At 33.6% G+C, this 25,588-nt stretch carries 26 protein-coding genes and 1 tRNA gene; 6 read left to right on the forward strand and 21 right to left on the reverse strand.

What is annotated here, in order from left to right:
• Nucleotides 1–7: 7 nt before the first annotated feature.
• The 15 genes from lepB to IEV15_RS01910 all read right to left on the reverse strand — a co-directional run bounded on the left by lepB (nt 8) and on the right by IEV15_RS01910 (nt 13,220).
• Entirely contained in the window at nt 8–1,561 is a 1,554-nt protein-coding gene (gene lepB, locus IEV15_RS01840; RefSeq protein WP_188360788.1) for a signal peptidase I, read from the reverse strand.
• 97 nt (nt 1,562–1,658) lie between these two features.
• Nucleotides 1,659–2,360, reverse strand: a complete 702-nt coding sequence (gene dapB / locus IEV15_RS01845) for a 4-hydroxy-tetrahydrodipicolinate reductase (protein WP_188360789.1) — start codon at nt 2,358–2,360, stop codon at nt 1,659–1,661.
• Nucleotides 2,357–2,920 (reverse strand): DUF5683 domain-containing protein, encoded by a 564-nt coding sequence (locus IEV15_RS01850; protein ID WP_188360790.1) that lies wholly within the window; start codon nt 2,918–2,920, stop codon nt 2,357–2,359. The genes dapB and IEV15_RS01850 overlap by 4 nt, the downstream gene beginning before the upstream one ends.
• Nucleotides 2,921–3,826, reverse strand: a complete 906-nt coding sequence (locus IEV15_RS01855; protein WP_188360791.1) for a ParB/RepB/Spo0J family partition protein — start codon at nt 3,824–3,826, stop codon at nt 2,921–2,923.
• 6 nt (nt 3,827–3,832) lie between these two features.
• Complete coding sequence (locus tag IEV15_RS01860) at nt 3,833–4,597, reverse strand: ParA family protein (protein ID WP_188360792.1); 765 nt, start codon at nt 4,595–4,597, stop codon at nt 3,833–3,835.
• A gap of 127 nt (nt 4,598–4,724) precedes the next feature.
• A complete protein-coding gene (locus IEV15_RS01865) occupies nt 4,725–5,606 on the reverse strand; it encodes an SDR family oxidoreductase (protein ID WP_188360793.1) in 882 nt (293 codons plus the stop codon).
• A 96-nt stretch (nt 5,607–5,702) separates the two neighbouring features.
• Nucleotides 5,703–6,830, reverse strand: a complete 1,128-nt coding sequence (locus IEV15_RS01870) for a methionine aminotransferase (protein WP_188360794.1) — start codon at nt 6,828–6,830, stop codon at nt 5,703–5,705.
• 62 nt (nt 6,831–6,892) lie between these two features.
• Nucleotides 6,893–7,462 carry a GNAT family N-acetyltransferase gene (locus IEV15_RS01875; RefSeq protein ID WP_188360795.1) on the reverse strand — a complete coding sequence of 190 codons (570 nt, stop codon included), beginning with the start codon at nt 7,460–7,462 and terminating at the stop codon, nt 6,893–6,895.
• A 77-nt stretch (nt 7,463–7,539) separates the two neighbouring features.
• Nucleotides 7,540–9,666, reverse strand: coding sequence for a methylmalonyl-CoA mutase (gene scpA, locus IEV15_RS01880; RefSeq protein ID WP_188360926.1), 2,127 nt, complete (start codon nt 9,664–9,666; stop codon nt 7,540–7,542).
• Nucleotides 9,666–10,310, reverse strand: coding sequence for a hypothetical protein (locus IEV15_RS01885; RefSeq protein WP_188360796.1), 645 nt, complete (start codon nt 10,308–10,310; stop codon nt 9,666–9,668). The genes scpA and IEV15_RS01885 overlap by 1 nt, the downstream gene beginning before the upstream one ends.
• Nucleotides 10,303–11,664 carry a methylmalonyl-CoA mutase subunit beta gene (locus tag IEV15_RS01890; protein WP_188360797.1) on the reverse strand — a complete coding sequence of 454 codons (1,362 nt, stop codon included), beginning with the start codon at nt 11,662–11,664 and terminating at the stop codon, nt 10,303–10,305. Before IEV15_RS01890 ends, IEV15_RS01885 begins: the two co-directional genes overlap by 8 nt.
• An 18-nt stretch (nt 11,665–11,682) precedes the next feature.
• On the reverse strand, nt 11,683–12,012 hold the full coding sequence (locus IEV15_RS01895) for an FtsB family cell division protein (protein WP_188360798.1): 330 nt from the start codon (nt 12,010–12,012) through the stop codon (nt 11,683–11,685).
• A 2-nt stretch (nt 12,013–12,014) separates the two neighbouring features.
• Nucleotides 12,015–12,623, reverse strand: a complete 609-nt coding sequence (udk, locus tag IEV15_RS01900; RefSeq protein ID WP_188360799.1) for a uridine kinase — start codon at nt 12,621–12,623, stop codon at nt 12,015–12,017.
• Between the two features lie 70 nt (nt 12,624–12,693).
• Nucleotides 12,694–12,900 carry an adenylosuccinate synthetase gene (locus tag IEV15_RS01905; RefSeq protein WP_229734073.1) on the reverse strand — a complete coding sequence of 69 codons (207 nt, stop codon included), beginning with the start codon at nt 12,898–12,900 and terminating at the stop codon, nt 12,694–12,696.
• Between the two features lie 242 nt (nt 12,901–13,142).
• Nucleotides 13,143–13,220: transfer RNA gene (locus IEV15_RS01910), tRNA-Pro, on the reverse strand.
• 177 nt (nt 13,221–13,397) lie between these two features.
• On the opposite strand from IEV15_RS01910, the gene trxB reads away from it, so the two are divergent.
• Nucleotides 13,398–14,345 (forward strand): thioredoxin-disulfide reductase, encoded by a 948-nt coding sequence (trxB, locus tag IEV15_RS01915; RefSeq protein ID WP_188360800.1) that lies wholly within the window; start codon nt 13,398–13,400, stop codon nt 14,343–14,345.
• 28 nt (nt 14,346–14,373) lie between these two features.
• On the opposite strand, the gene IEV15_RS01920 is transcribed toward trxB, so the two are convergent.
• The 5 genes from IEV15_RS01920 to IEV15_RS01940 form a co-directional block, all read right to left on the reverse strand.
• A complete protein-coding gene (locus IEV15_RS01920) occupies nt 14,374–15,207 on the reverse strand; it encodes a GIN domain-containing protein (RefSeq protein ID WP_188360801.1) in 834 nt (277 codons plus the stop codon).
• 97 nt (nt 15,208–15,304) lie between these two features.
• Nucleotides 15,305–16,045, reverse strand: coding sequence for a head GIN domain-containing protein (locus IEV15_RS01925; protein ID WP_188360802.1), 741 nt, complete (start codon nt 16,043–16,045; stop codon nt 15,305–15,307).
• Between the two features lie 6 nt (nt 16,046–16,051).
• Nucleotides 16,052–17,740 carry a PspC domain-containing protein gene (locus tag IEV15_RS01930; RefSeq protein ID WP_188360803.1) on the reverse strand — a complete coding sequence of 563 codons (1,689 nt, stop codon included), beginning with the start codon at nt 17,738–17,740 and terminating at the stop codon, nt 16,052–16,054.
• A gap of 5 nt (nt 17,741–17,745) precedes the next feature.
• Nucleotides 17,746–18,075 (reverse strand): PadR family transcriptional regulator, encoded by a 330-nt coding sequence (locus tag IEV15_RS01935; protein ID WP_188360804.1) that lies wholly within the window; start codon nt 18,073–18,075, stop codon nt 17,746–17,748.
• A gap of 108 nt (nt 18,076–18,183) precedes the next feature.
• Nucleotides 18,184–18,609 carry a DUF4870 domain-containing protein gene (locus IEV15_RS01940; RefSeq protein ID WP_188360805.1) on the reverse strand — a complete coding sequence of 142 codons (426 nt, stop codon included), beginning with the start codon at nt 18,607–18,609 and terminating at the stop codon, nt 18,184–18,186.
• Nucleotides 18,610–18,751: 142 nt separating this feature from the next.
• Here IEV15_RS01940 and IEV15_RS01945 point away from each other — a divergent pair, with 142 nt between their 5' ends.
• The 3 genes from IEV15_RS01945 to IEV15_RS01955 all read left to right on the forward strand — a co-directional run bounded on the left by IEV15_RS01945 (nt 18,752) and on the right by IEV15_RS01955 (nt 22,855).
• Nucleotides 18,752–19,204, forward strand: a complete 453-nt coding sequence (locus IEV15_RS01945; RefSeq protein ID WP_188360806.1) for a DUF4442 domain-containing protein — start codon at nt 18,752–18,754, stop codon at nt 19,202–19,204.
• A gap of 85 nt (nt 19,205–19,289) precedes the next feature.
• The gene (locus IEV15_RS01950) at nt 19,290–20,198 is read left to right on the forward strand and encodes a TIGR01777 family oxidoreductase (RefSeq protein WP_188360807.1); all 909 of its coding nucleotides are present in this window, start codon (nt 19,290–19,292) and stop codon (nt 20,196–20,198) included.
• A gap of 116 nt (nt 20,199–20,314) precedes the next feature.
• Complete coding sequence (locus IEV15_RS01955) at nt 20,315–22,855, forward strand: zinc-dependent metalloprotease (RefSeq protein WP_188360808.1); 2,541 nt, start codon at nt 20,315–20,317, stop codon at nt 22,853–22,855.
• Between the two features lie 71 nt (nt 22,856–22,926).
• Here IEV15_RS01955 and IEV15_RS01960 read toward each other — a convergent pair whose 3' ends face one another.
• The gene (locus tag IEV15_RS01960; protein ID WP_188360809.1) at nt 22,927–23,589 is read right to left on the reverse strand and encodes a YceI family protein; all 663 of its coding nucleotides are present in this window, start codon (nt 23,587–23,589) and stop codon (nt 22,927–22,929) included.
• Between the two features lie 245 nt (nt 23,590–23,834).
• Here IEV15_RS01960 and IEV15_RS01965 point away from each other — a divergent pair, with 245 nt between their 5' ends.
• Both IEV15_RS01965 and dnaJ read left to right on the forward strand, forming a co-directional pair.
• On the forward strand, nt 23,835–24,386 hold the full coding sequence (locus IEV15_RS01965; RefSeq protein WP_373282133.1) for a nucleotide exchange factor GrpE: 552 nt from the start codon (nt 23,835–23,837) through the stop codon (nt 24,384–24,386).
• Nucleotides 24,387–24,392: 6 nt separating this feature from the next.
• Nucleotides 24,393–25,508, forward strand: coding sequence for a molecular chaperone DnaJ (gene dnaJ / locus IEV15_RS01970; protein ID WP_188360811.1), 1,116 nt, complete (start codon nt 24,393–24,395; stop codon nt 25,506–25,508).
• Nucleotides 25,509–25,588: the final 80 nt, after the last annotated feature.

Below are 25,588 nucleotides of genomic sequence, written 5' to 3' on the forward strand. Positions count from 1 at the left end.
GTAATAATTAAGCAGCTTCTTTTTTCTTTTTTCTCTTGCGATAAAAATCAAAGCCAAACCATCCGGCCATAATCAATAAGAAATATTTAAAGTAAGAAACCGGTTCACCGTCACCACCAACTGTAGTGAACATTCTTTCCCATCTGATTTTGTCAAATAATTTACCCCAAGGCGTGTTTTGATCTAAACTCATCCAAATAAATACAGGTTTACCAACAATGTGATCAGCTGGAACATACCCCCAAAAACGACTGTCTTCTGAATTGTGACGGTTGTCTCCCATCATCCAATAATAATCTTGTTGAAAGGTATATGAAGTAGCGATTTCACCATTAATACTAATTTCATCACCATTTATCTTTAAATCATTTTTTTCATATTCCTTTATAATCATTTCATAAAAAGGAATCGTTTCTTTATTTAAAGCTACCGTTTTTCCGGCTTCAGGAATATAAATGGGTCCAAAATTATCTACGTTCCAGTTTTTAGTATGAGGAAATATTTGAGTATAACCTTCTTTTTCTTCAATTTTTGTGACACTTTGAACAACGGGATTGTTTCGCAATCTAGCAGCAGTTTCTTCGGTTAAGGCTTTGAAATAGAATCGAGTAGGAGAAAGTTGAGGGGCTGGATCGGTTATTTTTAATTCTTTAATTATATAGTCATAACTAAAGCCTGAACCATCTGTTACAACTTCATAGGAATATTGCAATTTTTGACGATCATGAAGCGGTAATATTTTACCATTAACATATACATCTCCATTTTTTATTTCAAGACTATCTCCGGCAATTCCAACACATCTTTTTACATAATTAGATTTTTTGTCAATTGGTTTTCTGATGCCAACACTTCTTTTGTCTCCAAAAAATTTAACGGTATCGGTTGGCCAATTAAAAACAACAATTTCATTGCGTTCAATTTTCTGTAAAGCCGGAAATCTGAAATACGGTAACTGTGGAAAATTAAAATACGATTTTTTCTTAAGCAAAGGAATGGTATCATGAACCATCGGAAAAGCTACAGCGGTTGAAGGTGTTCTGGCTCCATAATGAAATTTACTAACAAACAAAAAGTCGCCAACAAGCAAAGATTTTTCTAAGGATGAAGTCGGAATTGTATACGGTTGCATCACATAGGTGTGAACCGTTGTTGCGACTACAATGGCAAACAAAATAGAACTTATAAAATCAGCTGTTGCATTTTTTGGATGTAATGAACGTTCTTTTATATGTTGAACATCTTGTGTGTAATTGATAAAATAAATATACAAACCAAAAGTAACCACACCTAAAATGGTGTCAAGAGTTGAATTTTTTCCAAAACTTCGAAGTGTTTCCACCCAAACTACAGGAAACATAATCAGATTTATTATCGGAATAAATAATAGAAAAGTCCACCACCAAGGACGGTTTATAATTTTCATTAAAATTATGGCATTATAAACCGGAACGGCAGCTTCCCATGATTTTCTACCGGCTTTTTGATATAATTTCCAAGTTCCTAAATAATGTATAATTTGTACAATCAGAAAAAGTATAAACCATTGATATAGCGTCATTGTAGTCTTTTTTTAAGTGATTCGAATATCCAATTTGATTTCGAAGAATAATTGTATTAGTCTGTAAATTTATCTAAATGTTTCTAATTTTTGCTATTTATTTCAAACCCAAAACATCTTTCATGGTGAAAACACCTTTTTTTTCCACTAACCATTCTGCAGCAATCACTGCTCCAAAGGCAAAACCTTCTCTGTTGTGAGCAGTGTGTTTAATTTCTATAGTATCTACTTCTGAAGTATAAAAAACACTGTGAGTCCCGGGAATATTGTCAATTCGCTTTGCATCAATCAAGAGTTCATCTTCTTTTGGATTTTCTAAAGTCCAACTGTTATAAGCGGTATTATTTATAATTCCATTCGCTAAAGAAATAGCAGTTCCGCTTGGAGCATCCAATTTTTGAGTGTGATGAATTTCTTCCATCGAAACTTTATATTGATCAAATTTCGACATTAGTTGAGCTAAATGGTTGTTGAGTTCAAAAAATAAATTTACTCCCAAACTAAAATTGGAACCATAAATAAAAGCCGCATTTTTCTCTTCACAAAGTGAAACCATAGAATGATAATCTTCTAACCATCCTGTAGTTCCTGAAACAACTGGAATTCCTGCATTTAAACTGGCAGAAATATTTTCAACAGCAGCACTCGGAACACTGAAATCAATAGTTACATCGGCATTTGTTAAACCTTCAAAATTCACATCTTTTGACTTGCGTAACACAATTTCATGACCTCTTTCTAAAGCAATTCGTTCTATTACTTTACCCATTTTTCCGTAGCCTAATAATGCAATTTTCATTTAAAAGAATAATTTAGTGTGAGTCCAATGTTGTATTTATAGGTCATATCGTCTTGTCTTAAATCAGGTTTCAATGATAAATTATTGTTAACATTAAATTGAATCAAATGTGCGTCAACATTGGCGTCAACAATATTCAATACATAAATTCCTAAAGTTACCAAGAGTGATATACTTCTGTTTCTTTGAAAAGTTCGTTGAGCATTAATAATCACATTATCTGAATAAATACCAAAATATTCATCATCAGTAAAACCTTCCAATCGTCTTTTGTAGATATCCCTAAATTCGTTGTACTTTTTGTTGTTATCAGCATAAAAATAAATTCCGGTAGCCAAACCTCCGTAAACAATTGGAATTTTCCAATATTTTTTGTTGTAAGCTTGACCTAATCCGGGAAGAATAGCAGAATAAAAAGCAGCTTTTGAAGGAGCTAAAGGATCGATTGCTTTGTAAACAACAGAATCTTTTGCTATCAAAACTTCTTCTATTTCAATTTTTTGAGCAAAAACAGCTTGGTTAACAAAAACAAAGAAAAGTATAACGATTAATCCTCTCACTTACTTTTTGATTAAATTTAATATCCGTTGAAAATCCGCTTCAGATTTAAACGGAATGGTAATCTTTCCTTTTCCTTTTGCGTCAATTTTGATGTCAATTTTTGAACCTAAAACAGTGGCTATTTCTTTTTTTTCTGATTCAGAAATAATAAATGGCAAAGCAGTTTTTGAAGTGGTTTTTCCTGTTTTTGGTTTTAAATTATCTTGATAATTTTTAACTAAAGTTTCGGTTTCTCTAACAGAAAGATTTTGACTTATAATTTTATGATAAATATCCGATTGGGCATCTTCATCTTCGATTGTAATTAAAGCACGACCGTGTCCCATAGAAATAAAGCCATCTCTAATTCCGGTTTGGATAATTGGATCCAGTTTTAAAAGTCGAAGATAATTGGCAATTGTAGAGCGTTTTTTTCCAACTTTATCACTCATTTGTTCTTGAGTAAGTTGCACTTCATCAATTAATCGTTGGTAAGAAAGTGCAATTTCAATTGGATCTAAATCATGACGTTGGATGTTTTCCACCAAAGCCATAACAAGCGATTCGTTGTCATTGGCAATACGAATATAAGCCGGAATAACACTTAATCCTGCGATTTTAGAAGCTCTTAACCTTCTTTCTCCTGAAATTAATTGGTATTTATTGAATTCTAATTTTCTAACCGTAATGGGTTGAATAACGCCTAATTCTTTAATGGAAGTAGCCAATTCCTGAAGCGTTTCTTCATTAAAATTGCTTCGGGGTTGAAACGGATTTATTTCAATGGCATCAATTTCAAGCTCAATGATATTACCTACAACTTTGTCTGCATTTTTATCATTAACTGATTTAATATCATTATCCGGGTCTTTCAGTAAAGCTGATAAACCTCTTCCAAGAGCTTGTTTTTTAGCGGCTTGTGTCATAAAATCCTAACTATTTTTTTTAATAATTTCTTCAGCTAAACTCAAATAATTGTTAGCTCCTTTGCTTGTTGCATCAAAGTTAATGATACTTTCTCCAAAACTAGGTGCTTCGCTCAATTTCACATTTCGTTGTATGATGGTTTTGAAAACCATATCGTTAAAATGTTTTTGAACTTCTTCAACCACTTGATTTGACAATCGCAAACGAGAGTCATACATGGTTAACAACAATCCTTCAATGTCTAATTCGGGATTATGTAATTTTTGAACACTTTTGATGGTATTCAACAATTTTCCTAATCCTTCTAAGGCAAAGTACTCACATTGAATCGGGATAACAACACTATCTGCAGCGGTTAAAGCATTCAAAGTAAGTAGTCCTAAAGAAGGGGCACAATCAATTAAAATATAATCATATTGATCACGAACAGACTCAAGAGCCTGTTTTAACATATATTCTCTGTTTTCTTTGTCAACCAATTCAATTTCAATAGCCACCAAATCGATATGTGCCGGAATGACATCAACGTTAGGAGCCGAACAAGAAACGATTGCGGCTGATGGAGGGTGACTGTGTTCCAGAACTTGATAAGAACCAATACTCACACTATCAACATCAATTCCCAAACCGGAACTTGCATTGGCTTGAGGATCGGCGTCAATTAATAACACTTTTTTTTCTAAAACACCTAAAGAGGCCGCAAGATTAACTGTTGTAGTTGTTTTTCCTACGCCACCTTTTTGATTCGCAATTGCAATTATTTTGCCCATTGAGTAGATTAAATTTGAGCCGTAAAATTACGATTATTTATGGTTTTTTCAACTTCAAGTTGTTAACAAAAGTTAATAGTTTTACTCACAAATACTTAATTAATTTATAAAACAATTTCACTTTTTTTTATTTGTCCTTTTTTGCTTTAATCATGGCTTCTAACATGTCCCACATTTGTTCGGGAATTTGTTCAAGCAAATTAAACTGTCCGGCACCTTTTAACCATTCTCCGCCGTCAATTGTAATCACTTCCCCATTTACATAAGCAGAAAAATCGGAAACTAAATAAGCGGCAATATTTGCTAATTCCTGATGATCTCCAACACGTTTTAACGGAACTTTTTTAGCCATATCAAACTTTTCGGCCAAATCTCCAGGTAATAATCTGTCCCAAGCACCTTTTGTTGGAAATGGTCCGGGAGCGATTGCATTGCTTCTGATTCCATATTTTGCCCATTCTACCGCTAAACTTCTCGTCATAGCTAAAACACCAGCTTTTGCTGTAGCACTTGGCACTACATAAGCCGAACCAGTCCAAGCATAAGTGGTGACAATATTCAAAATTACCGAACTTTCTTGTTTGGTGTCAATCCAATGTTTTCCGAAGGCTAAGGTGCAGTTTTTGGAACCTTTCAACACAATATCGATAATGGTATCAAATGCATTTGCAGATAGTCTTTCTGTTGGCGAAATGAAATTTCCTGCTGCATTGTTTAATAAGACATCTACTTTTCCGAAAGTTTTTAAAACTTCTTGAAGCATTGCTTCCACTTGGTCATAATGCCGAACATCACATTGCAATGGTAAACATTTTCCGCCGGTTTCATTTTCTAGTTCTGTAGCAGTATTTTTTAGCTTATCTAAATCTCTGGAAGTAATGGCCACTTTGGCTCCTAATTCTAAGAAATATTTTGTCATGGCTTTACCAAGACCACTTCCACCACCGGTTACCACAATTACTTTGCCTTCTAAGGCATTATCACGAAGCATTTTTGCTGAAAAATTCATAATTATATGTTTTAGGTAAAGATACTATTTAAGGGTAATTTTTGATAAATTTTAGCATTAAACTAACAAAATTCTAAATGACAAAGTTATTAGTTCTTATAATTTTTGTAATCGTTCCGCGGCTTTAGTAATTGTTTCATCATCTTTGGCAAAGCAAAATCGGATTCTTTTCAAATCAGTTCCGTCACCATAAAAAATGGATAACGGAATTGTTGCCACGCCAAATTCGGTGACTAATCGTTTGGTAAAATCCAAATCATTTTCTTTAGAAAAATGTTTATAAGAAGCCACCTGAAAATAGGTGCCATCACAAGGCAACAATTCAAAAGGAGTGTCTTTCATTAAATTAGCAAAAAAATCTCTTTTTGATTGATATAGTTTTGAAACGGATTCAATTTCAAAACTATCCAAATACAGATTTATGGCAGCTTGCGATAAACTATTGACGCTAAAAACTAAAAATTGATGTACTTTTTTGATTTCTTTCATCAAATGTTCGGGTGCAATTACATAACCAATTTTCCATCCCGTGAGGTGCAATGTTTTACCAAAAGAAGAAGTAATAATACTTTTATCTCGTAACTTTTTACGTGTATTTACGGAGATGTGTTGGTTTTCAAAAGCGATGTATTCATAAACTTCATCACTCAAAATTAAAAGATTGGGGTAACTTTCCAGTAAGTTTTCCAATTGTATAAAATCATTTTCCTGCCACATCTTTCCTGATGGATTGTGTGGATTATTGAGAATAAGTAACCTGGTTTTATGTGAAATATGTTGAGCGATTCGTTCAAAATTTGGTGTATAATCTTCATTTAAAGAAACTCTCACCGGTTTTGCGTTGCTCAATAAAATGGGCGTTTCATAGCAATCATAGCTCGGATCTAAAATAAGCACTTCGTCACCTGAACGTACCAAAGCTTGTAAAGCTGCAAAAATTGCTTCTGTAGCACCAGCGGTAATCAAGAGTTCTGTGTTTTGATTGATAACTCTATTGTATGACTTTAATGTTAGCACGCCTATTTTTTCCATCAAAGGCGGGTAACCTGCCATTGGTGTGTATTGATGTACATCCGCTTTTGCTAAATCCATAATGATGTCAGCCATTCGTTCATCAATTGGAAAGTTTGGAAAACCCTGAGATAGATTGATCGCATTATGATCTACTGCCATTTTTGACATGATGGTAAAAATACTGGTAGTTAAATGGGGTAATTTAGACATGAAAATTAGGTTTTTTTATTTGCCTTTAAAGTGATTAACATAGTATGACTTGCTGTATAAATTTAGTAATTTTTCTTTATAAAATTTCTTTTTAAAAGGGAATAGATAACCGAATCTAAAAACTTGCCGTTCCAATATTCATTTTCTAAAAAGTGAGCTTCTTTTACAAAGCCGTTTTTTTCTACTACTTTGGCTGAAACATGGTTTTCCGGATCAATAACTGCTTCAACAGAATGAAAATTGAGCACATTGAAACCATAATCTAACACTAAATTGATAGCCTCGCTTGTAATGCCTTGGTTTTGATATTCGGGCAACAACATATAGCCGATTTCTGAACGGTAATTTTCAGGTTTGATTCGGTAATGACCAATAACACCTAATAATTTTGAATTTCCTTTTAACGTAATTGCCCAATTGATTCCGGTGTTGTTCTCAATTTTTTCAATTATCATTCCAATGTGTTCTAATGCCATTTCAGGTGAAGTAACCAACGGTCGCGGAATGAATTTCATCGTTTCCGGATTGCCGCGAAGTTCCATTATTTCATTGACATCATCAACAGTAACCGCTCGTAATAACAATCGATTGGATTCGAGTATGGGGAAGGGAGTGAAGGAGAGGTTGAGCATTTTTTTGTTTTTTTGTAAATATAAAAAAAACACCAACCTCTCAGTTAGTGTTTTTTTAGTATATTATAAGATATTAACTAATCTTCAAGTAAAACCTCCAAAATACTAATCGCTGCTTCACTAATTTTCGTTCCAGGGCCAAAAACGGCAACCGCTCCGGCATCAAACAAAAATTGGTAATCTTGTGCGGGAATTACGCCGCCTACAATGACCATAATGTCTTCGCGACCGTATTTTTTAAGTTCTTCAATCACTTGTGGCACCAAGGTTTTGTGTCCTGCAGCTAAGGAAGAGACGCCTAAAATATGTACGTCGTTTTCAACGGCTTGTTTGGCAGCTTCGGCAGGTGTTTGAAAAAGTGGGCCAATGTCTACATCAAAACCAACATCGGCATAACCGGTTGCGACCACTTTTGCTCCTCGATCGTGACCGTCTTGTCCCATTTTTGCAATCATAATGCGGGGACGACGACCGTCTTTTTTGGCAAAAGCATCGGCTAATTGTTTCGCTTTTTCAAAGCTTTCGTCATTTTTAATTTCTTTACTATACACGCCGCTAAAGGTTCTAATTTGTGCTTTATAACGTCCGAAAACTTCTTCTAAGGCATCACTGATTTCGCCAAGAGTTGCTCTGTTTCGGGCTGCTTCTACGGCTAAAGATACTAAATTTTCCTGACCTGATTTTGCAGCTTCCGTCAATTTTGCCAAACTGGCTTTTACTTTTTCCGTATCGCGAGACGCTTTTATTTGAGCCAATCGTTCCAATTGTTGTTTGCGAACCATTTCATTATCCACGTCCAAAATCATCAACGGATCTTCTTTCTCCAAACGGTATTTGTTGACGCCAACAATAATGTCTTGTCCGCTGTCAATTCTGGCTTGCTTTCGAGCTGCGGCTTCTTCAATTCGCAATTTCGGAATTCCGGCTTCAATGGCTTTAGTCATTCCACCTAATTCTTCTACTTCTTCTATTAAAGTCCACGCTTTTTGAGCAATTTCATTTGTCAAACTTTCCACATAATAACTTCCTGCCCAAGGATCAACCGTTTTACAAATTTTAGTTTCTTCCTGCAAAAAGATTTGTGTATTTCGGGCAATTCGAGCAGAGAAATCGGTGGGTAATGCAATTGCTTCATCCAAGGCATTGGTGTGCAGCGATTGTGTTCCGCCAAAGGCAGCTGCGGCTGCTTCAATACACGTTCGAGCCACATTATTAAACGGATCTTGTTCGGTTAAACTCCAACCCGAAGTCTGACAATGCGTACGCAAAGCCAATGATTTTTCATCTTTCGGATTGAATTGTTTGAGCAATTTTGCCCATAGCATTCTTCCGGCACGCATTTTAGCGATTTCCATAAAATGATTCATCCCAATTGCCCAGAAAAAAGAGAGGCGAGGAGCGAAAGTGTCAATGTCCATTCCGGCTGCTAATCCGGTTCGGATGTACTCTAAACCATCGGCTAAGGTATAAGCCAATTCAATATCTGCGGTTGCTCCGGCTTCTTGCATATGATAACCCGAAATCGAAATCGAATTGAATTTAGGCATATTTTTGCTCGTATATTCAAAAATATCGGCAATAATTTTCATCGAAGGAGTAGGCGGGTAGATGTAGGTGTTTCGCACCATAAACTCTTTCAAAATATCATTCTGAATAGTTCCCGAAAGTAAATGCGGAGCCACACCTTGTTCTTCGGCTGCTACAATATAAAAAGCCATAATCGGTAAAACCGCACCATTCATTGTCATCGAAACCGACATTTCGTCTAGAGGAATTTGGTCAAACAAAATCTTCATGTCTTCCACCGAATCGATGGCAACACCTGCTTTTCCAACATCACCCACGACACGTTCGTGATCGGAATCATAACCTCTGTGGGTTGCTAAATCAAACGCTACTGAAAGTCCTTTTTGACCAGCAGCCAAATTTCTTCGGTAAAAAGCATTACTTTCTTCGGCAGTGGAAAATCCGGCATATTGGCGAACTGTCCAAGGTCTGCGAACATACATTGTGGCATAAGGACCACGAAGATTTGGAGCAAATCCGGCACCAAATTCAATATGTTCTAACTCTTTGATTTCATCTTTAGAATAGAAGGGTTTTAATTCAATACTTTCAGCCGTTAGAAAATTATCTTTTTCTGAATTTTCTACTTTCTGAATGCTACCTTTTAATTTAATATGTTGGATGTTTTTTCTTTTCATCATAAAATGCGTATTTTTTCTAAGAAAGGATCAAAATCAACCGGGAAACCTGTTTCCAATGATAAGGCAAAACTTTTTTTGTTAAAACTGACAAAATAGACTTGCTTAAAATATTCTTGTTCTATTTCAGGCATTTTTAATACATATATTGCTTTAAAAATTTGAGCTTCTCTAGTTTCAAAAAATCGTGCTTCTTGTTTTTTAAAACTTAATCCGGTAGCATGACTAATTTCGTCATGATTTGATTTAATTTGGTTTAGAAGCATTTGAGCATCAGCTTTGTTGAATTTGAAATATTTTGTTGGTATCAAACTTAATATTGATCCGGACTCCAAGTGTTGAAATAAATAAATATCATGACCGGATAAATACAGATTTCTTAGTCTTTTATTTTCAAAACTTATTACAGTTGAATCTTCAGATTTTTCAATTAACTTTAGATAATCTGTTTTTGAAAGACTTTTAAATTCTTTTGGAAGAAAAAGTTTAATGCCTTGACTTTCAATAGGAAAAAATTTTCCAATCAGTTCCGGTTTCTGACTTTCTTTAATTATTTTTTGAGATTCTTTAACGGCTTCAACACAAGATGTCATTGATGAAACTATAAAAATTAATCCAATAAAAATTACTATTTTTTTAACCATTTTTTTCTTCTTTCAGTCGTTCTTGTTCCAATTTCTCTGCCAATCTTCTTTTAATAATCGGCGTAACCAATGTTTTTCTGGGATTATTTTTCACAAAAGGAAATAATTCTAATTCATTCGCCATTCTATCATTTTTGTTGGGATATTTATTAGTTCCTAACAATACTTCTTTTCCGGAATCAAATAAATCTTGTTCTTTTTGAGCACTTTCGTTTATTTTTCGTTGAATCGTGCCTTCAATCAATTGGGTGATCAATCCGCCATTCGCTTCAATATCTTTGAACAATTCTAATGCTTTTTCAGCTAATTGTTCGGTTAGGGTTTCAATGTAGTAGGCTCCATCAGATGGATTACTTACTTTGTCAAAATAACTTTCGTTTTTTAAAATCAATAATTGGTTACGTGCAATACGATCACCAAATTCATTGTCTTTGTGATAAATCGCATCATAAGCCAAATTGGAAATGGCATCGGCTCCACCCAAAATCGCACTCATGCATTCAGTTGTGGTGCGAAGCATGTTTACATTGTAATCGTATAATGTTTTGTTTCGTTTTGTTGGAGTGGCAATAATATGACATTCAAAATCATGATTGTATTCTTTGGCTAACGAATTAAATAGCAAACGCAAAGCTCTTAATTTTGCAATTTCAAAGAAATAATTTGTGCCAACTGCCACTTCAAAAGTAATTGGCGATGCTATAGTTTCAATTCGATTGAAATATTCATTCACATGAGCTAACGAATAAGCCAATTGCTGAACGATATTCGCTCCTGCATTTTGATACAAATCCATTTTGCAACTTAAAAAAGGAATTTCTACATCCGAAATTAATTTCAATTCACTAAAATCTTTTTCTAACGAAGAAAACCAGTTGCCATCATTGGCTAATTGACCCACAGTATCTTGTAAAACAATTATTTTGAATTGATTTTTAGTGGCAAAAGTTGTTATTTTCTTCAAAAAATCAGCAGAAAGAAATAACAAGTTAAAATAATAAATAACCTTTTCCTTAGGAAGATTTTTTAGTAATTCCTCTAATGAAATCGCTTCATTTTCAATTGTAAAACGAATGGATTCTGCTCCTCGATTTAATGAATCTAAGGCTCTTTCATTTGATTTTTTTACATCATAAACATAGATGTTTTGTGTGATTGAAAACCCGTTTGAAGTTGGAACTTCATGTTTTATTTCCGTTTCGTCAAAATGATAAAAAGGTTTCACTTTAATGCCTTCCGGACTTTCCCAAACGAGCGTTTCGTTATAGTCAGCTCCTTTTAACTCAAACTGAATTTGTTGTTTCCATTGTTTGCCGGAAACAGGATTGAAACTTGAAAATAATTTTTTTTGCATGCTGTTTTTTTTATGGCATTACTCTTTTATAGAATTCTTTTCAAATTCTATAATGTAAACATCTTCACTATCTCGCTTCATGTAATATTTTTCGCGAGCATATTTTTCTATATAATCAAGATTTTTTAAGCGTTTAATTTCTAAACAGTCTTTTTTAATTTCTTCTTGATAGTATTTTTTATTGGTTTCTAATTCATACAAATCCCGGTTTAAGATTCGATGTTCCAAATAAGAATAATTGTCTAAAAAAATCATCCATACGGCAAAAAAAATGAGAGCTAATACATATCGATTTCCAATGAATCGAAACCAAGGGTATTTCTCTTTTAAGCGTTGGATAAATTTCATAATTAAAGAATTCGTTGATTGATTACAGCACGAACAACGTCAATGGCTACGGTATTGTATTTGTCATTTGGAATAATAATATCAGCAAAAGCTTTTGTAGGCTCGATAAATTGTTGGTGCATTGGTTTTAGCGTTGTTTGGTATCGATTCAACACTTCATCCATATCTCTACCACGTTCTGCAATGTCTCGTTTTAATCGGCGGATTAATCGTTCGTCAGAATCGGCATGAACATAAACTTTTATATCAAACATGTCTCTTAATTCGGAATTGGCTAAAATCAGAATTCCTTCAACAATCATTACTTTTCTTGGATGTGTCACAATGGTATCATCCGTACGATTGTGTGTTACAAAGGAATAAACGGGTTGTTCTATCGTATTTCCTTTTTTTAATTCTTTAAGATGTTCTGTCAAAAGGTCAAAATCGATTGCTCTGGGATGGTCAAAATTAATTTTTGTACGTTCGTCATAACTTAAATTATGCGTTTCCTTGTAATAGGAATCTTGTGAAATAATTCCAACTTCAGTTTCCGGAAGTTCATTCATTATTTGGTGAACCACTGTAGTTTTTCCACTTCCTGTTCCCCCTGCAATTCCGATGATTAGCATTTTGTAAAATTGATTGTTTAGGTTCAACAAAAATAGAAATTATAAACGGAGGATGGAATTTTTTTGGTTTTTAATTTTCGGATGAATTATCATTCTTTTTTGTACGTTTCCATACCAAATAGAGCACTATAATTACTATCGGAATAATAATATAAATGATGACATCACTTTTTGAACTGAGGGATATAGTTCCTGTATCACCGGGAATTCCGGAAGGTCTTTGTGCAAAAAGTAGTGTTGCAAAAAGAATGGATAAAATCGTAATTACTTTTTTCATAGCTGTAAAATTGACTACAATTTACAAATTTTAAAATTGAAAATCAATTAATTAAGAAAAGCATAAGATTTTGAAGCAAGAGTTGCAGGATTATTTCATGATCCTGAATTAAGGAAATGTTGCTCACCAAAATCCTTTGAGCTTCGCTCTGAGTTTTTTTTTTTTTTGGTTTCAATCCTTACAAGCAAGCTTGACGGCTTTAAACCAAAAAATCCCTCCCACTTGCATGGAAAGGATTTTGGTGGTCGGGGTGGCAGGATTCGAACCTGCGGCCTCCTGCTCCCAAAGCAGGCGCGATAACCGGGCTACGCTACACCCCGCAAAAGAAAATAAATTTTCTCTCTTAGAGGGTGCAAATATAGAACTAAAATTAGTTTTACCAAATCAAATTTTCAAATAAAATACTTCTATTTGAAAATTATTAAAACTAATCAACAATTAAGAAATAATTTTTATTAAAAAGTTACATTTGCATCACAAATTTGAAAACTAGCATTATGTCTGATACAATAGAAAAAGTAAAATGTTTAATTATAGGTTCCGGTCCTGCGGGATATACGGCTGCAATATATGCAGCGAGAGCCAATATGTTTCCAGTGTTATATCAAGGAACACAACCCGGTGGTCAATTGACTACAACTAATGAAGTAGAAAATTTTCCTGGGTATCCTGACGGTGTTACCGGACCGGAGATGATGGTTCAATTGCAAGAACAAGCCAAACGTTTTGGGACGGATATTCGTGACGGCTGGGCCACTAAAGTAGATTTTTCAGGTCCTATTCACAAAGTATGGGTAAATGACACGAAAGAAATTCATTGTGAAACAGTTATTATTTCTACTGGAGCTTCAGCTAAATATTTAGGATTGCCATCGGAGCAGCATTATTTGCAAATGGGTGGTGGTGTTTCTGCTTGTGCGGTTTGTGACGGATTTTTCTACAGAAATCAAGAAGTTGTAATTGTTGGAGCAGGAGATTCGGCTTGTGAAGAAGCTCACTACTTATCTAAACTTTGCAGAAAAGTTACGATGTTGGTTAGAAGCGAAAAATTCCGTGCCTCAAAAATAATGGAAGCCAGAGTTCGCAAAACCGAAAACATTGAAATTTTATTAAATACAGAAACCGTTGAGGTTAAAGGAGACGGACAAGTGGTTAGTTCTGTTTTAGTAAAAGAAAGAACAACCGGAATTGAAACTGAAATTCCGGCTACCGGATTTTTCGTTGCTATTGGTCATAAACCAAATACTGATATTTTTGCTGATTATTTAAACCTAGATGAAACGGGATATATTCTCAATGTTCCGGGAAGAACTTTGACAAATGTTGAAGGTGTATTTGTTGCAGGTGATGCCGCAGATCATGTTTATCGTCAAGCTATTACAGCTGCCGGAACCGGTTGTATGGCCGCATTGGATGCCGAACGATATTTAGCAAGTAAAGAGTAACAAAAATCCCGGTCAAAGCCGGGATTTTTTATTTTATTTTTTTATTGATACTGGCTTCATCGCTAAATCGTTTTACTTCCAATTTGCCTTCACCAAAGAAGTTAAATTCTGATTTTCCTGATGCTTCTAAAATTAAACGAGTTGCCACATTGAGACTGCTTTTTGAAGATCCTTCTAAAATTAATGAAGCATTTTTGGCGACTAAATTTTTGCCTGTAAAGTTAGCATTGTTATCTAATCGCAATTTTATGTCTTCAACATCACCTTCAATTGCAACTGATGATTTTTGATACATATCACATTTTAGTTTGTTTGACGCAATCAATGCTTTTACAGAGGAATTTTTATTGAATTCTAAAACCGCATCTTGTGATTTTAAATTTAATTCTACTTTCGATTTATCATTGGTGATTAATGTAAAGTTGGGTATGTCCGCATTTAAAAACAATTTGGAATCATCATAACTTTTGAATGTCATTTCGTTTACTTTAACTTCTGATAAAGCAGTTAAACTTACTTTATCACGCAAAACTACCATTTTAAAATTATCGGTATATGTAATTCGTAGGCTGGTTTTTTTTGCTCCTGAAATATCTTTTGTAGTTCGTAAGCGTAAGGTGTTGTTTTTTAAATCTACTTCAATAGCATCATGTAAATTATCATCGGCTTCTACTTCTACAGCACACTTATTACCTTTAACTAAGAAAACTTCTAAATTGTCATACACTTCTAAATTGTCGAATTCTCCAATTTCAACTTGTTCAATGGATACTATTTTTGAACCTTTTATTTTTTCCTTCTTTTGACTGTAGGTTGAAGAAATAATAAAAAAGAACGCCAGTAGGATTAGCTTTTTATTCATTTTAGAATTGGATTTAAATACAAATATAAAAAAAACATCCCAACTATTAGTCAGGATGTTTGTAAGATTGCGATTAAAAGCTTTCTAATAAGTTAGATTATTTAGATTTTACACTTCCTCCGGAAGTTGCTTTTTTAATTATTGAATTGGGTTCTTTATAATATAAAATTGAACCGCCACTTGAAGCTTTTGCATTTAAACTCAAAATTGGATATACTTGAATGGAGCTTCCACTTGACGCAGTTGTGATTACGTTGTTTGTTAAAAGTTCTTTCGCTTTTATATCACTACCACTTGAAGTTGAAGCGTCTAGATTTATAGCTTTTCCGGATAAGATGATAGTACTTCCGCTACTGGCTTTACAACTTATGTTTTCAGATTCTACTTTAATATCAATTTCACTTCCGCTACTTGATTTTAAATCTAGTGTAGGGACTATTAAGTTGTTTTTACTTACGACAAAAGAGCCACTCGAAGTGCTGATTGCTTCTAATTCTTTAAAAGTAACTTTAACTTTTTTTTCTTCAGCTCTTTTTATGTTTTTTGTGGTTGTAATTTTTAATTTTCCGTTCTCAACAGAAGTTTTAATATACTCATGTAAATTTTCATCTGCTTCAATGGTTATTGCGTTTTCGTTACCTTGATAAATTTCTACATCAAGTCCTCTGCTTGCTTGAATTTTGGTAAATGATTCAGAAGTAGATCTGGTTGAAGTAATCACATTTTTATTACCACTAACAGAATGTAAACCATCAATTTTGATTTCACAAGAAGTGGCCAATAATGCTACTACAACTGAAATAACTATTTTTACAAAATTCAGAATAAATTTTATCATAATTTCTTAGTTTTTAATAATTACACCGTCTTCATTTATTTGTAATCCTTTAAAATCATTGGAGTTTCCTTCTTCGATTTGTATGCCACTTTTGTTAATTGTTACAGTTGTTGTTGTGGAATCATTTTCTTCTGATAGGTCTTCTTCTTTGCAATTCACACATTTCAATTTTTTATCTTTTACAAAATAGGTTTTGTTATCAAATCCATTTTCGAAGTTCATATCGCTACCGTACCATTCGATACTAGTGTTCAAGGTTTGATCCGGTTTAATGTAGTAGCCGTCAGGAATATACAATCTAACGGTAACACGCTGATCTCTGTATTTTTGTTTGATGTCAGTGAAAAAATAGTTGTTTAAAATTAAGGTATTATTTTCAAATAGTAGCTTATAATCTATTTTTTCTGCACGTTTTTTTGCATTGCTCAATGAATTCCCATCAGCTTTTTTATCAATGATGTAATACGGTTTGCTTTCTGACGTGTGATTGATTTGAAAACGCACGTTGTTTGAAAACATTTTTTCTTCGCCATTTTCATCTTCCACAAATGTAAAATCATATTTTCTTGAAACAGAGCTGGTGAAATTTTCATTGTTTTGAAATTTCACAAACAAGGTGTCACTTTGATTCATTTCAAAAAACTCTTTTTGTGTACTATTTGCATCAAAAGCACTTTCTGAGGCTTGACGAACTCCAAAGGTTATTAATAATGCAATTGCAATAATCCATATGGCTAACAAGCTGTATTTTGCAATATTACCAATAGATTTCATGTTTGTAATTAAAAGCTTTAAACCTAAAATCAGCAAAAAGAAAAACGGAATTCCTATGGCAAAAAAGCAAATCAAACCTAAAACCCAAACCGGAACTTCGCTTGTAATAACAGCATTCACATATTCCTGCCAAGGTTGTCCGAAAATGGTTCCAATGAAAACACTAACAATTAAACCTGCTAAAGTTGATATGGATACAATTACAATTAAAGCACCTAAAAACTTAGCAAATACATTAAAAATGGCTAAAAATATTTTGCCAATTGTTGAGCCAATTTCTTCGGCACCAGATTTAACTTGGTTTCCCATTTTTTCATAATCTGCATTTTCTACTTTTTCTGAAAACGAGGCAAATTCTTCACGAACTTTTTTTTCGATGTTTGAAAGATTAGCCGGTTCTCCGGTCATTTCTAATTTTTCAACTGTAGTAATAGCTTTTGGAATTAAAACCCAAAGTAAAATGTAAACAAAAATCATAGTTCCTGCACTAGCAAATAGCAACAATATTAAGGCTAATCGCAACCACAAAGCATCAACACCTAAATAATGACCAAATCCGGCAGCAACACCACCTAAAATGTTTTTGTCAATATCACGATATAATTTTTTTGATGTTTTTGATGAAGCGAATGATTGCGTTGGCTCACCATTTTCTTCTTCTAATCTATAGTCTTCCGGCTGACCCATAATGGCTATCATGGCATCAACATCTTTAATGGTGATTACATTTTTATCTGATTTTTTATTTTCGGTAAAAATTTCAGAGATTCGTACTTCAATGTCTTTCATTATCTCGTCCTGACCACTTGCATTGGATAAAGAACGCTTGATGGCATCGAAATAACGACTTATTTTTTGAAAAGCGTCTTCGTCTATATGAAAAAAGAGACCGCCTAAATTTATATTAACTGTTTTGTTCATGACTGTTAGTTTTGAATGGTTATTGTGTTTACAGCATTTGACAATTCACTCCAAGTGGTGTTCAATTCTGTTAAAAATTGTTTTCCTATTTCTGTAAGACCGTAATATTTTCTTGGCGGTCCTGAGGTTGATTCTTCCCAACGATAGTTGAGTAATCCGTCGTTTTTTAATCGGGTCAGAAGCGGATATACCGTGCCTTCTACCACTAACAATTTTGCTTCTTTAAGGGTGTCTAATATTTCAGATGTATAGGCTTCTTTTTCTTTGAGAACTGAAAGAATGCAAAACTCTAAAACCCCTTTTCGCATCTGGGCTTTTGTGTTTTCAATGTTCATAATTCATGTTTAAATTTTTAGTTACTATTCGTTTTTTTGATTGATGATTGTCACTCCTTAATTAATTATGACAAATTGATGATTGATGATTGATGATTGATGAATTTTTTATTTTAAAAAAGGGATAGTTATTGGGTATTTATAAACTTCGCCATTTCCAGCTTTAATAGTCCCAATTAAAATCAAAATAAACTCGGTTATTGACCAAACTATCAGAACTAATCCTGTGATAATGGCAACAGTAATTAATTTGACCGGCGTTACATCTATTCCTTGATCTTCATAATGGATTAACTCCACAATTGAATCAATGAAAAAGATTCCAAAGATTATGGCAATAATAATACTGTAGACTAATAAACTTAAATTAAAGTTTATAACCGATTTGCCATTCTCATCTACAAATTGCGATTCATTTTTTTTGCTCTGCCAAATTATTATTGGAACAATAATTCCCGCAAACGGAATTAAATATTTAGCTAATGAACTTAAATGAATAGCTACAGCGGTGTTTTTTTCGTTTTGTGTTGTCATAATTAAAAGTATATAATAATATCTTATACAAATATATGTCTAAAAGAAGGTATTGTGTTACGCATAGTACTAATATTTAACATAAAATTAACATATTGTTATTTCATAAATTAATGCTATTTTTACTCAAAATTCACTATTCATGCAGTTTACAGCCCGAAAACTAAATACTTTTTTATTTTTTAAATTACCTTCCGCTTTTTGGTGTGGAGTTCGTGTAAAGGTCATAGATAGAAGTCATTGTGTTGTCACCGTGAAACACAGATGGTTCAATCAAAACCCTTTTAAATCAATGTATTTTGCAGTTCAAGCAATGGCTGCCGAACTTACAACCGGAGCTTTGGTGATGTTACAAATTAAGAAAAGCGGCAAAAATATTTCGATGTTAGTGGCAAACAATAAAGGTAATTTTACCAAAAAAGCTACTGGAAGAATTACTTTTACTTGTAACGATGGTCATTTAATAGATGAAGCGATTCAACGAACCATTGCTACAGGTGAAGGTCAAACCTTTTGGATGAAATCAATAGGAGTAGATGAAAAAGGGGATCAAGTTTCTGAAATGAATTTTGAATGGAGCATTCGTATTAAGTAATTCACTGAGGAAAAAGAAATTAAACAATTCCCAATTAACTTTTCTTTTGAAGCTTTAGCCTTTAATTTTGTAGAAAAATAACAAAATGACACTATTAGTAACAGGTGCAACGGGATTAATTGGAAATGAAATTGTTTCATTGTTATTACAAAATGGAGAAACGGTACATTATTTAACAACTTCCAAATCGAAGATAGTAGATCAACCCAACTATAAAGGTTTTTATTGGGATCCGAAGCAAGGTATTTTGGATGAAAAATGTTTGTTTGGAGTAGAGTCCATCATCCATTTAGCCGGAGCTACTGTATCAAAAAGATGGACAAACGCTTACAAACAAGAAATTATTGAAAGCAGAATTGATACCTCTAATTTATTATTTAAAGCCTTAAAACAACATCCAAATCAAGTAAAACAAATAGTTTCGGCTTCTGCAATTGGAATTTATCAAAATAGTTTGACCACATTATATACTGAAGATTCAAAACAATTAGGTGACGATTTTTTGGCCAATGTAGTGTTGAAATGGGAGGAGAGTGTTGATAAATTCAGTCTATTACATTTAAAAGTTTGTAAATTAAGAATTGGTTTAGTTTTGTCTGATAAAGGAGGAGCTTTATCAGAAATGATAAAACCTATCAAGTTAGGATTAGGTTCTCATTTTGGTTCGGGAATGCAAATGCAATCATGGATTCATATAAAAGATCTAGCCAACCTATTTTATTTTGCCACACAAAATCAACTCGACGAAGTTTACAACGCTGTAGCTCCAAATCCGGTTTCTAATAAAGTTTTAGTAAAAACAATTGCTACTGTTCTACAAAAGCCATTGTTTTTTCCTCCTGTTCCTAAATTGGTTATGAAATTGATTTTAGGCGAAATGCATGAGCTGCTTTTTTCAAGTCAATTGGTTAGTTCCCAAAAAATAGTAGATAAAAATTTTCAATTTCAATTTCAAGAAGTAGCACCTGCACTTTCTAATTTATTGCGAAAATAAAATTTTGATTGCAATTTTAGGAGCAGTTAATCCTAAACAATTGCTAATTTTTTCAATCAAAATCAATAAGTTGAAATTTTAAAATATATTTGAAGATTATAACTAATCTATCAACTATGTTAAAAAGACTATTTTTTGTTTCAACATTATTATTTCTTTTTTCAACAACCGATGCTTTGGCTCAAAGAAAGAAAAAAGATTCAAAAAAAACTACCACCACAACTACCACCACTCCGGCAGATGCTAAAAAACCGGATGTTAAGAAACCCAAGCCTTATAATAAAGTAATTGATTCCACTGCTATTACTCAAAAAGGATTAATTGATGTCCATAAAGTAGGCGACAAATATCTTTTTGAAGTTGCTGATTCTTTGCTTGGAAAAGAAATAATGTCAATTACAAGATATTCAAAAACTCCGGCAGGAGGTGGAATATTTGGTGGAGAAGAAGTGAACAGACAAGTTATTAAGTTTGAAAAAGGTATTGGAGATAATATCTTATTACGCTCCGTAACCTATGTTATTACTACTCCAAACGAAGATTCTCCAATAACGAAAGCAGTAGAAAACTCAAGTGCCGATCCAATTATTGGTAATTTTGATGTAATGGCTTATAACAAAGATGGAAAAAACATCAAAGGCTATGTGTTTGATGTAACCCCTCTTTTTGATGCCGATTTACAGGCCTTTTCTTTGGATCCTATTAGAAAGCAACTGTTAAACATTACTGCTTTTCAAAAAGATAAATCGTTCATACAAACAATGAAATCATTTCCGGTTAATACCGAAATTCGTTCTGTAAAAACCTTTTCTACAAAACCACCACAAATTACACCTACACCAACTCCAAGAATTGGTACTAATTTCCCATCGGGATTAGATGCTGGTGTTGTTACTTTTGAGTTGAATACTTCCCTGATTTTATTACCACAGAAACCGATGAGAAAAAGAGCTTTTGACAAGCGAGTTGGTTATTTTGCAAACGGTTATAGTGTTTTTGAAGAAAACTCATTAAAGGCAGAAAGAGATGTTTTTGCTGTTCGTTGGCGTTTAGAACCAAAAAATGACGAAGATGCAGAAAAACAAAAAAGAGGCGAATTAATTGAACCAAAAAAACCTTTGGTATATTATATAGATCCTGCCACTCCTGATAAATGGAAACCTTATATAAAAGCAGGTATTGATGATTGGCAAGAAGCTTTTGAATTCGCCGGATGGAAAAATGCCATTCGTGGCGAATATTGGCCTGAAAATGATCCAACGATGAGTTTGGAAGATGCTCGTTTTTCAGTTTTAAGATATTTTGCAGCCGATATTCAAAATGCTTACGGACCAAATGTTCATGATCCAAGAACTGGAGAAATTTTAGAAAGTCATATCGGTTGGTACCACAATATTATGAGTTTGTTGCGGGATTGGTATTTGATTCAAACAGCAGCAGTTGATCCTCAAGCTCGAACCATTAAATTCAATGATAAGTTGATGGGAGAACTGATTCGATTTGTTGCCGCTCACGAAGTTGGTCACACTTTAGGTTTGCGTCATAATATGGGAGCCAGTCATGCCACTCCGGTTGAAATGTTGCGTGATAAAGAATTCCAAAAACAATTTGGACACACGTCATCCATCATGGATTATGCTCGATTTAATTATGTGGCACAGCCAGAAGATGGTGTGACTGATTTGTTTCCAAAAATTGGTGATTATGATAAATGGGCCATCAGATGGGGTTATGCGTATTTTCCGGATGCCAAAGATGAAAAGGAAGAAAAAGCATTGTTAAACACCATGACAAAAGAAGCTTACAAAGATAAACGCTTACATTTTGGTACAGAAACCAGTCCTTTTGATCCTAGATTTCAAACCGAAGATTTGGGTGATAATGCTATGAAAGCTTCGGAATATGGAATAAAAAATCTGAAAAGAATTTTACCTCAATTAATTACTTGGAGTAAGGAAGACGGTGAAGATTATTCAGAACTTGACGGACTTTATAATTCACTTACCGGACAATTTAGACGTTATATGGGTCATGTTACCAAAAATGTAGGTGGTATTTATGAAGATCCAAAAACTGCAGATATGGAAGGTGATTTGTATGAAGTTGTGCCGTCAAGTATTCAAAAAGAAGCTGTTGCGTTTTTGAACGAACAATTATTTAAAACACCGGTTTGGTTATTAGATCAAAATATTTTAAACAAAATCAAACCTGAAAGTGGTGTTGAAGCCATGAAATCATTACAAGGCGGAACTTTGAACAGTTTGTTTTCAGGTGATCGTTTGATTCGTTTGATTGAAACTTCTTCACTTAATAAAAAGAATTATACGGTAGATGAATTATTTAGTGACATCAGAAAAGGTGTTTTTTCTGAATTACGAATCAATGCTCCAATTGATGTTTATCGAAGAAATCTTCAAAAACTGTTTGTAAACAATCTTATTGAAGCTTTAGATAACGATGGAAAGAAAACCGCAATGGGATTGAACAGAAGACCAGTAAAATATAGTGAAACTGACATTCCATCAATTGCCAGAGGACAATTAACAGAATTGAAAAACCAGCTGAAATTAGGTGCAGCTTCATCCACTGACAGATTAAGTAAATTTCATTTAGCAGATTTAGTTTCAAAAATAGATACCGCTTTGAACCCAAGGTAAGTATTCAAAATAGTAAAAAAAAACGCTGATGAAAATTCAGCGTTTTTAGTTTCTAGTAAGATGAGTAAAAATTATTTTGAAGCTTTAACCGAAATTTTCAATTCGATAGCATCGTTTATGAATTTATCTCCTAAGTTATCAAAGATAGATTTTGAACCATAATTTACATTCCAATCTGTTCTGTTAATTGTAAATGTTTCTGTAGTTAACATTAAACTATCACCATCAAGAGCTAAAGTTGCAGGGAATTTTACACTTTTTGTAATTTCTTTAAGCGTTAAATTACCTTCAATTGTAGTTTGTCCGTCAACTGTATTTACAGAAGTAATTTCGAACACCCCTTCAGGATATTTATTTGTGTTGAAAAAATGATCAGCATCTTCTGGCTTTCCTAAACCTTTTAAATGGCCTTCTAAATCCTCTTTACCATCTCCGGCTGCTAAATCTAAAACAGTAATTGAAGTCATATCAATCGTAAATTTACCACTTTCAACTTTACCGTTGTTTAAATAAACCTCACCCGCAGAAATTGCAATAGTTCCATTGTGATTTCCTGTTGGTTTTGACCCAACCCATTCTATTGTAGAGTTTGCAGTATCCACAACATAACCTTTAGAGTCATCTGAAGTTGTTGCAACTTCTTGAGCGTCACCGGCTTCAGTTTTGTCGTTTTTACAAGAATTTAATGTTAGTAATCCACCAACGAAAGCGAAAATTAATAAAGATTTTTTCATAATGTATTTGATTTTTTGTTGAGTCAAAATTAAATTCTTTCAAACAAATCCTTCTTAAATTTATACTAAAATTTATTTGAACAATAGAAAATGGACTTTTTACAAAAGTGGAATTATTGTAATTCAGAAAATTTTATAATTAAAAAATCACAATATTTTGCTGACAATTTGACATTTTTAAACAAATGGCAGTACTTTTGCAATCCAAAATCAAACAATAAATGTTCAAAAAATTTTTTAAGAATATGAACCAGGAGTCTACAGAAAATATAGAAAAGGAAATCATTGAAAATGAAGCAACAATAGAGCAGAATCAAGAAAATGCAGAAGCTCCAACTGTTGAGATATCCAATGAAGAAAAGTTAGAAGAGGATTTAGCAAAAGAAAAGGATAAATTTTTACGTTTATTTGCTGAGTTTGAAAATTACAAAAAGCGTACATCCAAAGAGCGAATTGATTTATTTAAAACAGCAAATCAAGAAGTTTTACAAGCGATGCTTCCTATTTTAGATGATTTTGACCGAGCAATGATTGAAATTTCTAAAACTGACGATGAGAATTTGATTACCGGTGTCAACTTAATTCATGAAAAGCTAAAAAACACTTTAGTTTCAAAAGGATTAGAGCAAGTAGAAATAAATCCAGGGGATGATTTTAATGCAGATTTTGCAGAAGCAATCACACAAATTCCGGCTCCATCGGCTGATTTGAAAGGTAAAATTGTGGATGTAATAGAAAAAGGATACAAGTTAGGCGATAAAATAATCCGCTTTCCAAAAGTTATAATTGGAAATTAAAAGTTTATGAAAAAAGATTTTTACGAAATATTAGGCATTTCAAAAAATGCTACTGCCGAAGAAATTAAGAAAGCCTATCGCAAGAAAGCAATCGAATTTCACCCCGACAAAAACCCCGGAAATAAGGAAGCAGAAGAAAACTTCAAAAAAGCTGCTGAAGCTTATGAAGTATTGAGCGACCCAAATAAAAAAGCCAAGTATGATCAATATGGTCATGCTGCTTTTGATGGAAATGGCGGTTTTGGTGGCGGTGGCGGAATGAATATGGATGACATCTTCAGTCAATTTGGCGACATTTTTGGTGGCGGAGGATTTGGTGGTTTTGGAGGATTTGGCGGTGGCGGAGGTCAACGCAGAATGAAAGGGAGCAATCTTCGTATAAAAGTGAAACTTACTTTGGAGGAAATTGCCAATGGTGTAGAGAAAAAGGTTAAAGTAAAACGCAAGGTTCAAGCTGCAGGCGTGAGCTATAAAACTTGTGGAACTTGTAATGGTTCCGGTCAGGTTTTGCGAGTTACAAATACCATTTTGGGAAGAATGCAAACGGCAACAACTTGTCCAACTTGTGGTGGTGCGGGCCAATCTATTAGTTCCAAACCAAATAATGCCGATGCCCAAGGTATGATTTTAGAAGATGAAACCGTTTCTATCAAAATTCCTGCAGGTGTTGTTGATGGCATGCAATTGAAAGTTTCCGGAAAAGGAAATGATGCACCGGGAAATGGAATTCCGGGTGATTTGATTGTAGCTATTGAAGAAGTAGAACATGAGTTTTTAAAACGCGAAGGTGAAAACCTTCATTATGATTTATATATAAGTGTTGCAGAAGCCGCTTTAGGAGTTTCAAAAGACATTGAAGCCATTGGCGGAAAACTTAGAATAAAGCTGGATGAAGGTATACAATCAGGTAAAATCTTACGTCTAAAAGGAAAAGGAATTCCTAACATAAATTCCTATGGAAATGGCGACTTATTGGTTCATATTAATGTCTGGACACCCAAGAAATTAGACAGAGAACAAAAGGAATTTTTTGAAAAAATGCTTACTAACGAAAACTTTATTCCTAACCCTGAGAAATCAGATAAATCTTTTTTTGAAAAAGTTAAAGATATGTTTTCATAGTTTATAAAATTTTTTTACATTTGAATCATACTAGGCAACTAGTATATTCTTTTTCATAGCAATTTTTCCCATCCTTGTGT

It is taken from the genome of Flavobacterium orientale (assembly GCF_014638005.1).
Classification (GTDB): domain Bacteria; phylum Bacteroidota; class Bacteroidia; order Flavobacteriales; family Flavobacteriaceae; genus Flavobacterium; species Flavobacterium orientale.

Bases quoted from the DNA above. Each gene is read 5' to 3' on its own strand.
- lepB (WP_188360788.1), bottom strand. From the start codon at position 1,561: ATGACGCTATATCAATGGTTTATACTTTTTCTGATTGTACAAATTATA.
- dapB (WP_188360789.1), bottom strand. From the start codon at position 2,360: ATGAAAATTGCATTATTAGGCTACGGAAAAATGGGTAAAGTAATAGAA.
- IEV15_RS01855 (WP_188360791.1), bottom strand. From the start codon at position 3,826: ATGACACAAGCCGCTAAAAAACAAGCTCTTGGAAGAGGTTTATCAGCT.
- IEV15_RS01860 (WP_188360792.1), bottom strand. From the start codon at position 4,597: ATGGGCAAAATAATTGCAATTGCGAATCAAAAAGGTGGCGTAGGAAAA.
- IEV15_RS01865 (WP_188360793.1), bottom strand. From the start codon at position 5,606: ATGAATTTTTCAGCAAAAATGCTTCGTGATAATGCCTTAGAAGGCAAA.
- IEV15_RS01870 (WP_188360794.1), bottom strand. From the start codon at position 6,830: ATGTCTAAATTACCCCATTTAACTACCAGTATTTTTACCATCATGTCA.
- IEV15_RS01875 (WP_188360795.1), bottom strand. From the start codon at position 7,462: ATGCTCAACCTCTCCTTCACTCCCTTCCCCATACTCGAATCCAATCGA.
- scpA (WP_188360926.1), bottom strand. From the start codon at position 9,666: ATGAAAAGAAAAAACATCCAACATATTAAATTAAAAGGTAGCATTCAG.
- IEV15_RS01885 (WP_188360796.1), bottom strand. From the start codon at position 10,310: ATGGTTAAAAAAATAGTAATTTTTATTGGATTAATTTTTATAGTTTCA.
- IEV15_RS01890 (WP_188360797.1), bottom strand. From the start codon at position 11,664: ATGCAAAAAAAATTATTTTCAAGTTTCAATCCTGTTTCCGGCAAACAA.
- IEV15_RS01895 (WP_188360798.1), bottom strand. From the start codon at position 12,012: ATGAAATTTATCCAACGCTTAAAAGAGAAATACCCTTGGTTTCGATTC.
- udk (WP_188360799.1), bottom strand. From the start codon at position 12,623: ATGCTAATCATCGGAATTGCAGGGGGAACAGGAAGTGGAAAAACTACA.
- IEV15_RS01905 (WP_229734073.1), bottom strand. From the start codon at position 12,900: ATGAAAAAAGTAATTACGATTTTATCCATTCTTTTTGCAACACTACTT.
- trxB (WP_188360800.1), top strand. From the start codon at position 13,398: ATGTCTGATACAATAGAAAAAGTAAAATGTTTAATTATAGGTTCCGGT.
- IEV15_RS01920 (WP_188360801.1), bottom strand. From the start codon at position 15,207: ATGAATAAAAAGCTAATCCTACTGGCGTTCTTTTTTATTATTTCTTCA.
- IEV15_RS01925 (WP_188360802.1), bottom strand. From the start codon at position 16,045: ATGATAAAATTTATTCTGAATTTTGTAAAAATAGTTATTTCAGTTGTA.
- IEV15_RS01930 (WP_188360803.1), bottom strand. From the start codon at position 17,740: ATGAACAAAACAGTTAATATAAATTTAGGCGGTCTCTTTTTTCATATA.
- IEV15_RS01935 (WP_188360804.1), bottom strand. From the start codon at position 18,075: ATGAACATTGAAAACACAAAAGCCCAGATGCGAAAAGGGGTTTTAGAG.
- IEV15_RS01940 (WP_188360805.1), bottom strand. From the start codon at position 18,609: ATGACAACACAAAACGAAAAAAACACCGCTGTAGCTATTCATTTAAGT.
- IEV15_RS01945 (WP_188360806.1), top strand. From the start codon at position 18,752: ATGCAGTTTACAGCCCGAAAACTAAATACTTTTTTATTTTTTAAATTA.
- IEV15_RS01950 (WP_188360807.1), top strand. From the start codon at position 19,290: ATGACACTATTAGTAACAGGTGCAACGGGATTAATTGGAAATGAAATT.
- IEV15_RS01955 (WP_188360808.1), top strand. From the start codon at position 20,315: ATGTTAAAAAGACTATTTTTTGTTTCAACATTATTATTTCTTTTTTCA.
- IEV15_RS01960 (WP_188360809.1), bottom strand. From the start codon at position 23,589: ATGAAAAAATCTTTATTAATTTTCGCTTTCGTTGGTGGATTACTAACA.
- IEV15_RS01965 (WP_373282133.1), top strand. From the start codon at position 23,835: ATGAACCAGGAGTCTACAGAAAATATAGAAAAGGAAATCATTGAAAAT.
- dnaJ (WP_188360811.1), top strand. From the start codon at position 24,393: ATGAAAAAAGATTTTTACGAAATATTAGGCATTTCAAAAAATGCTACT.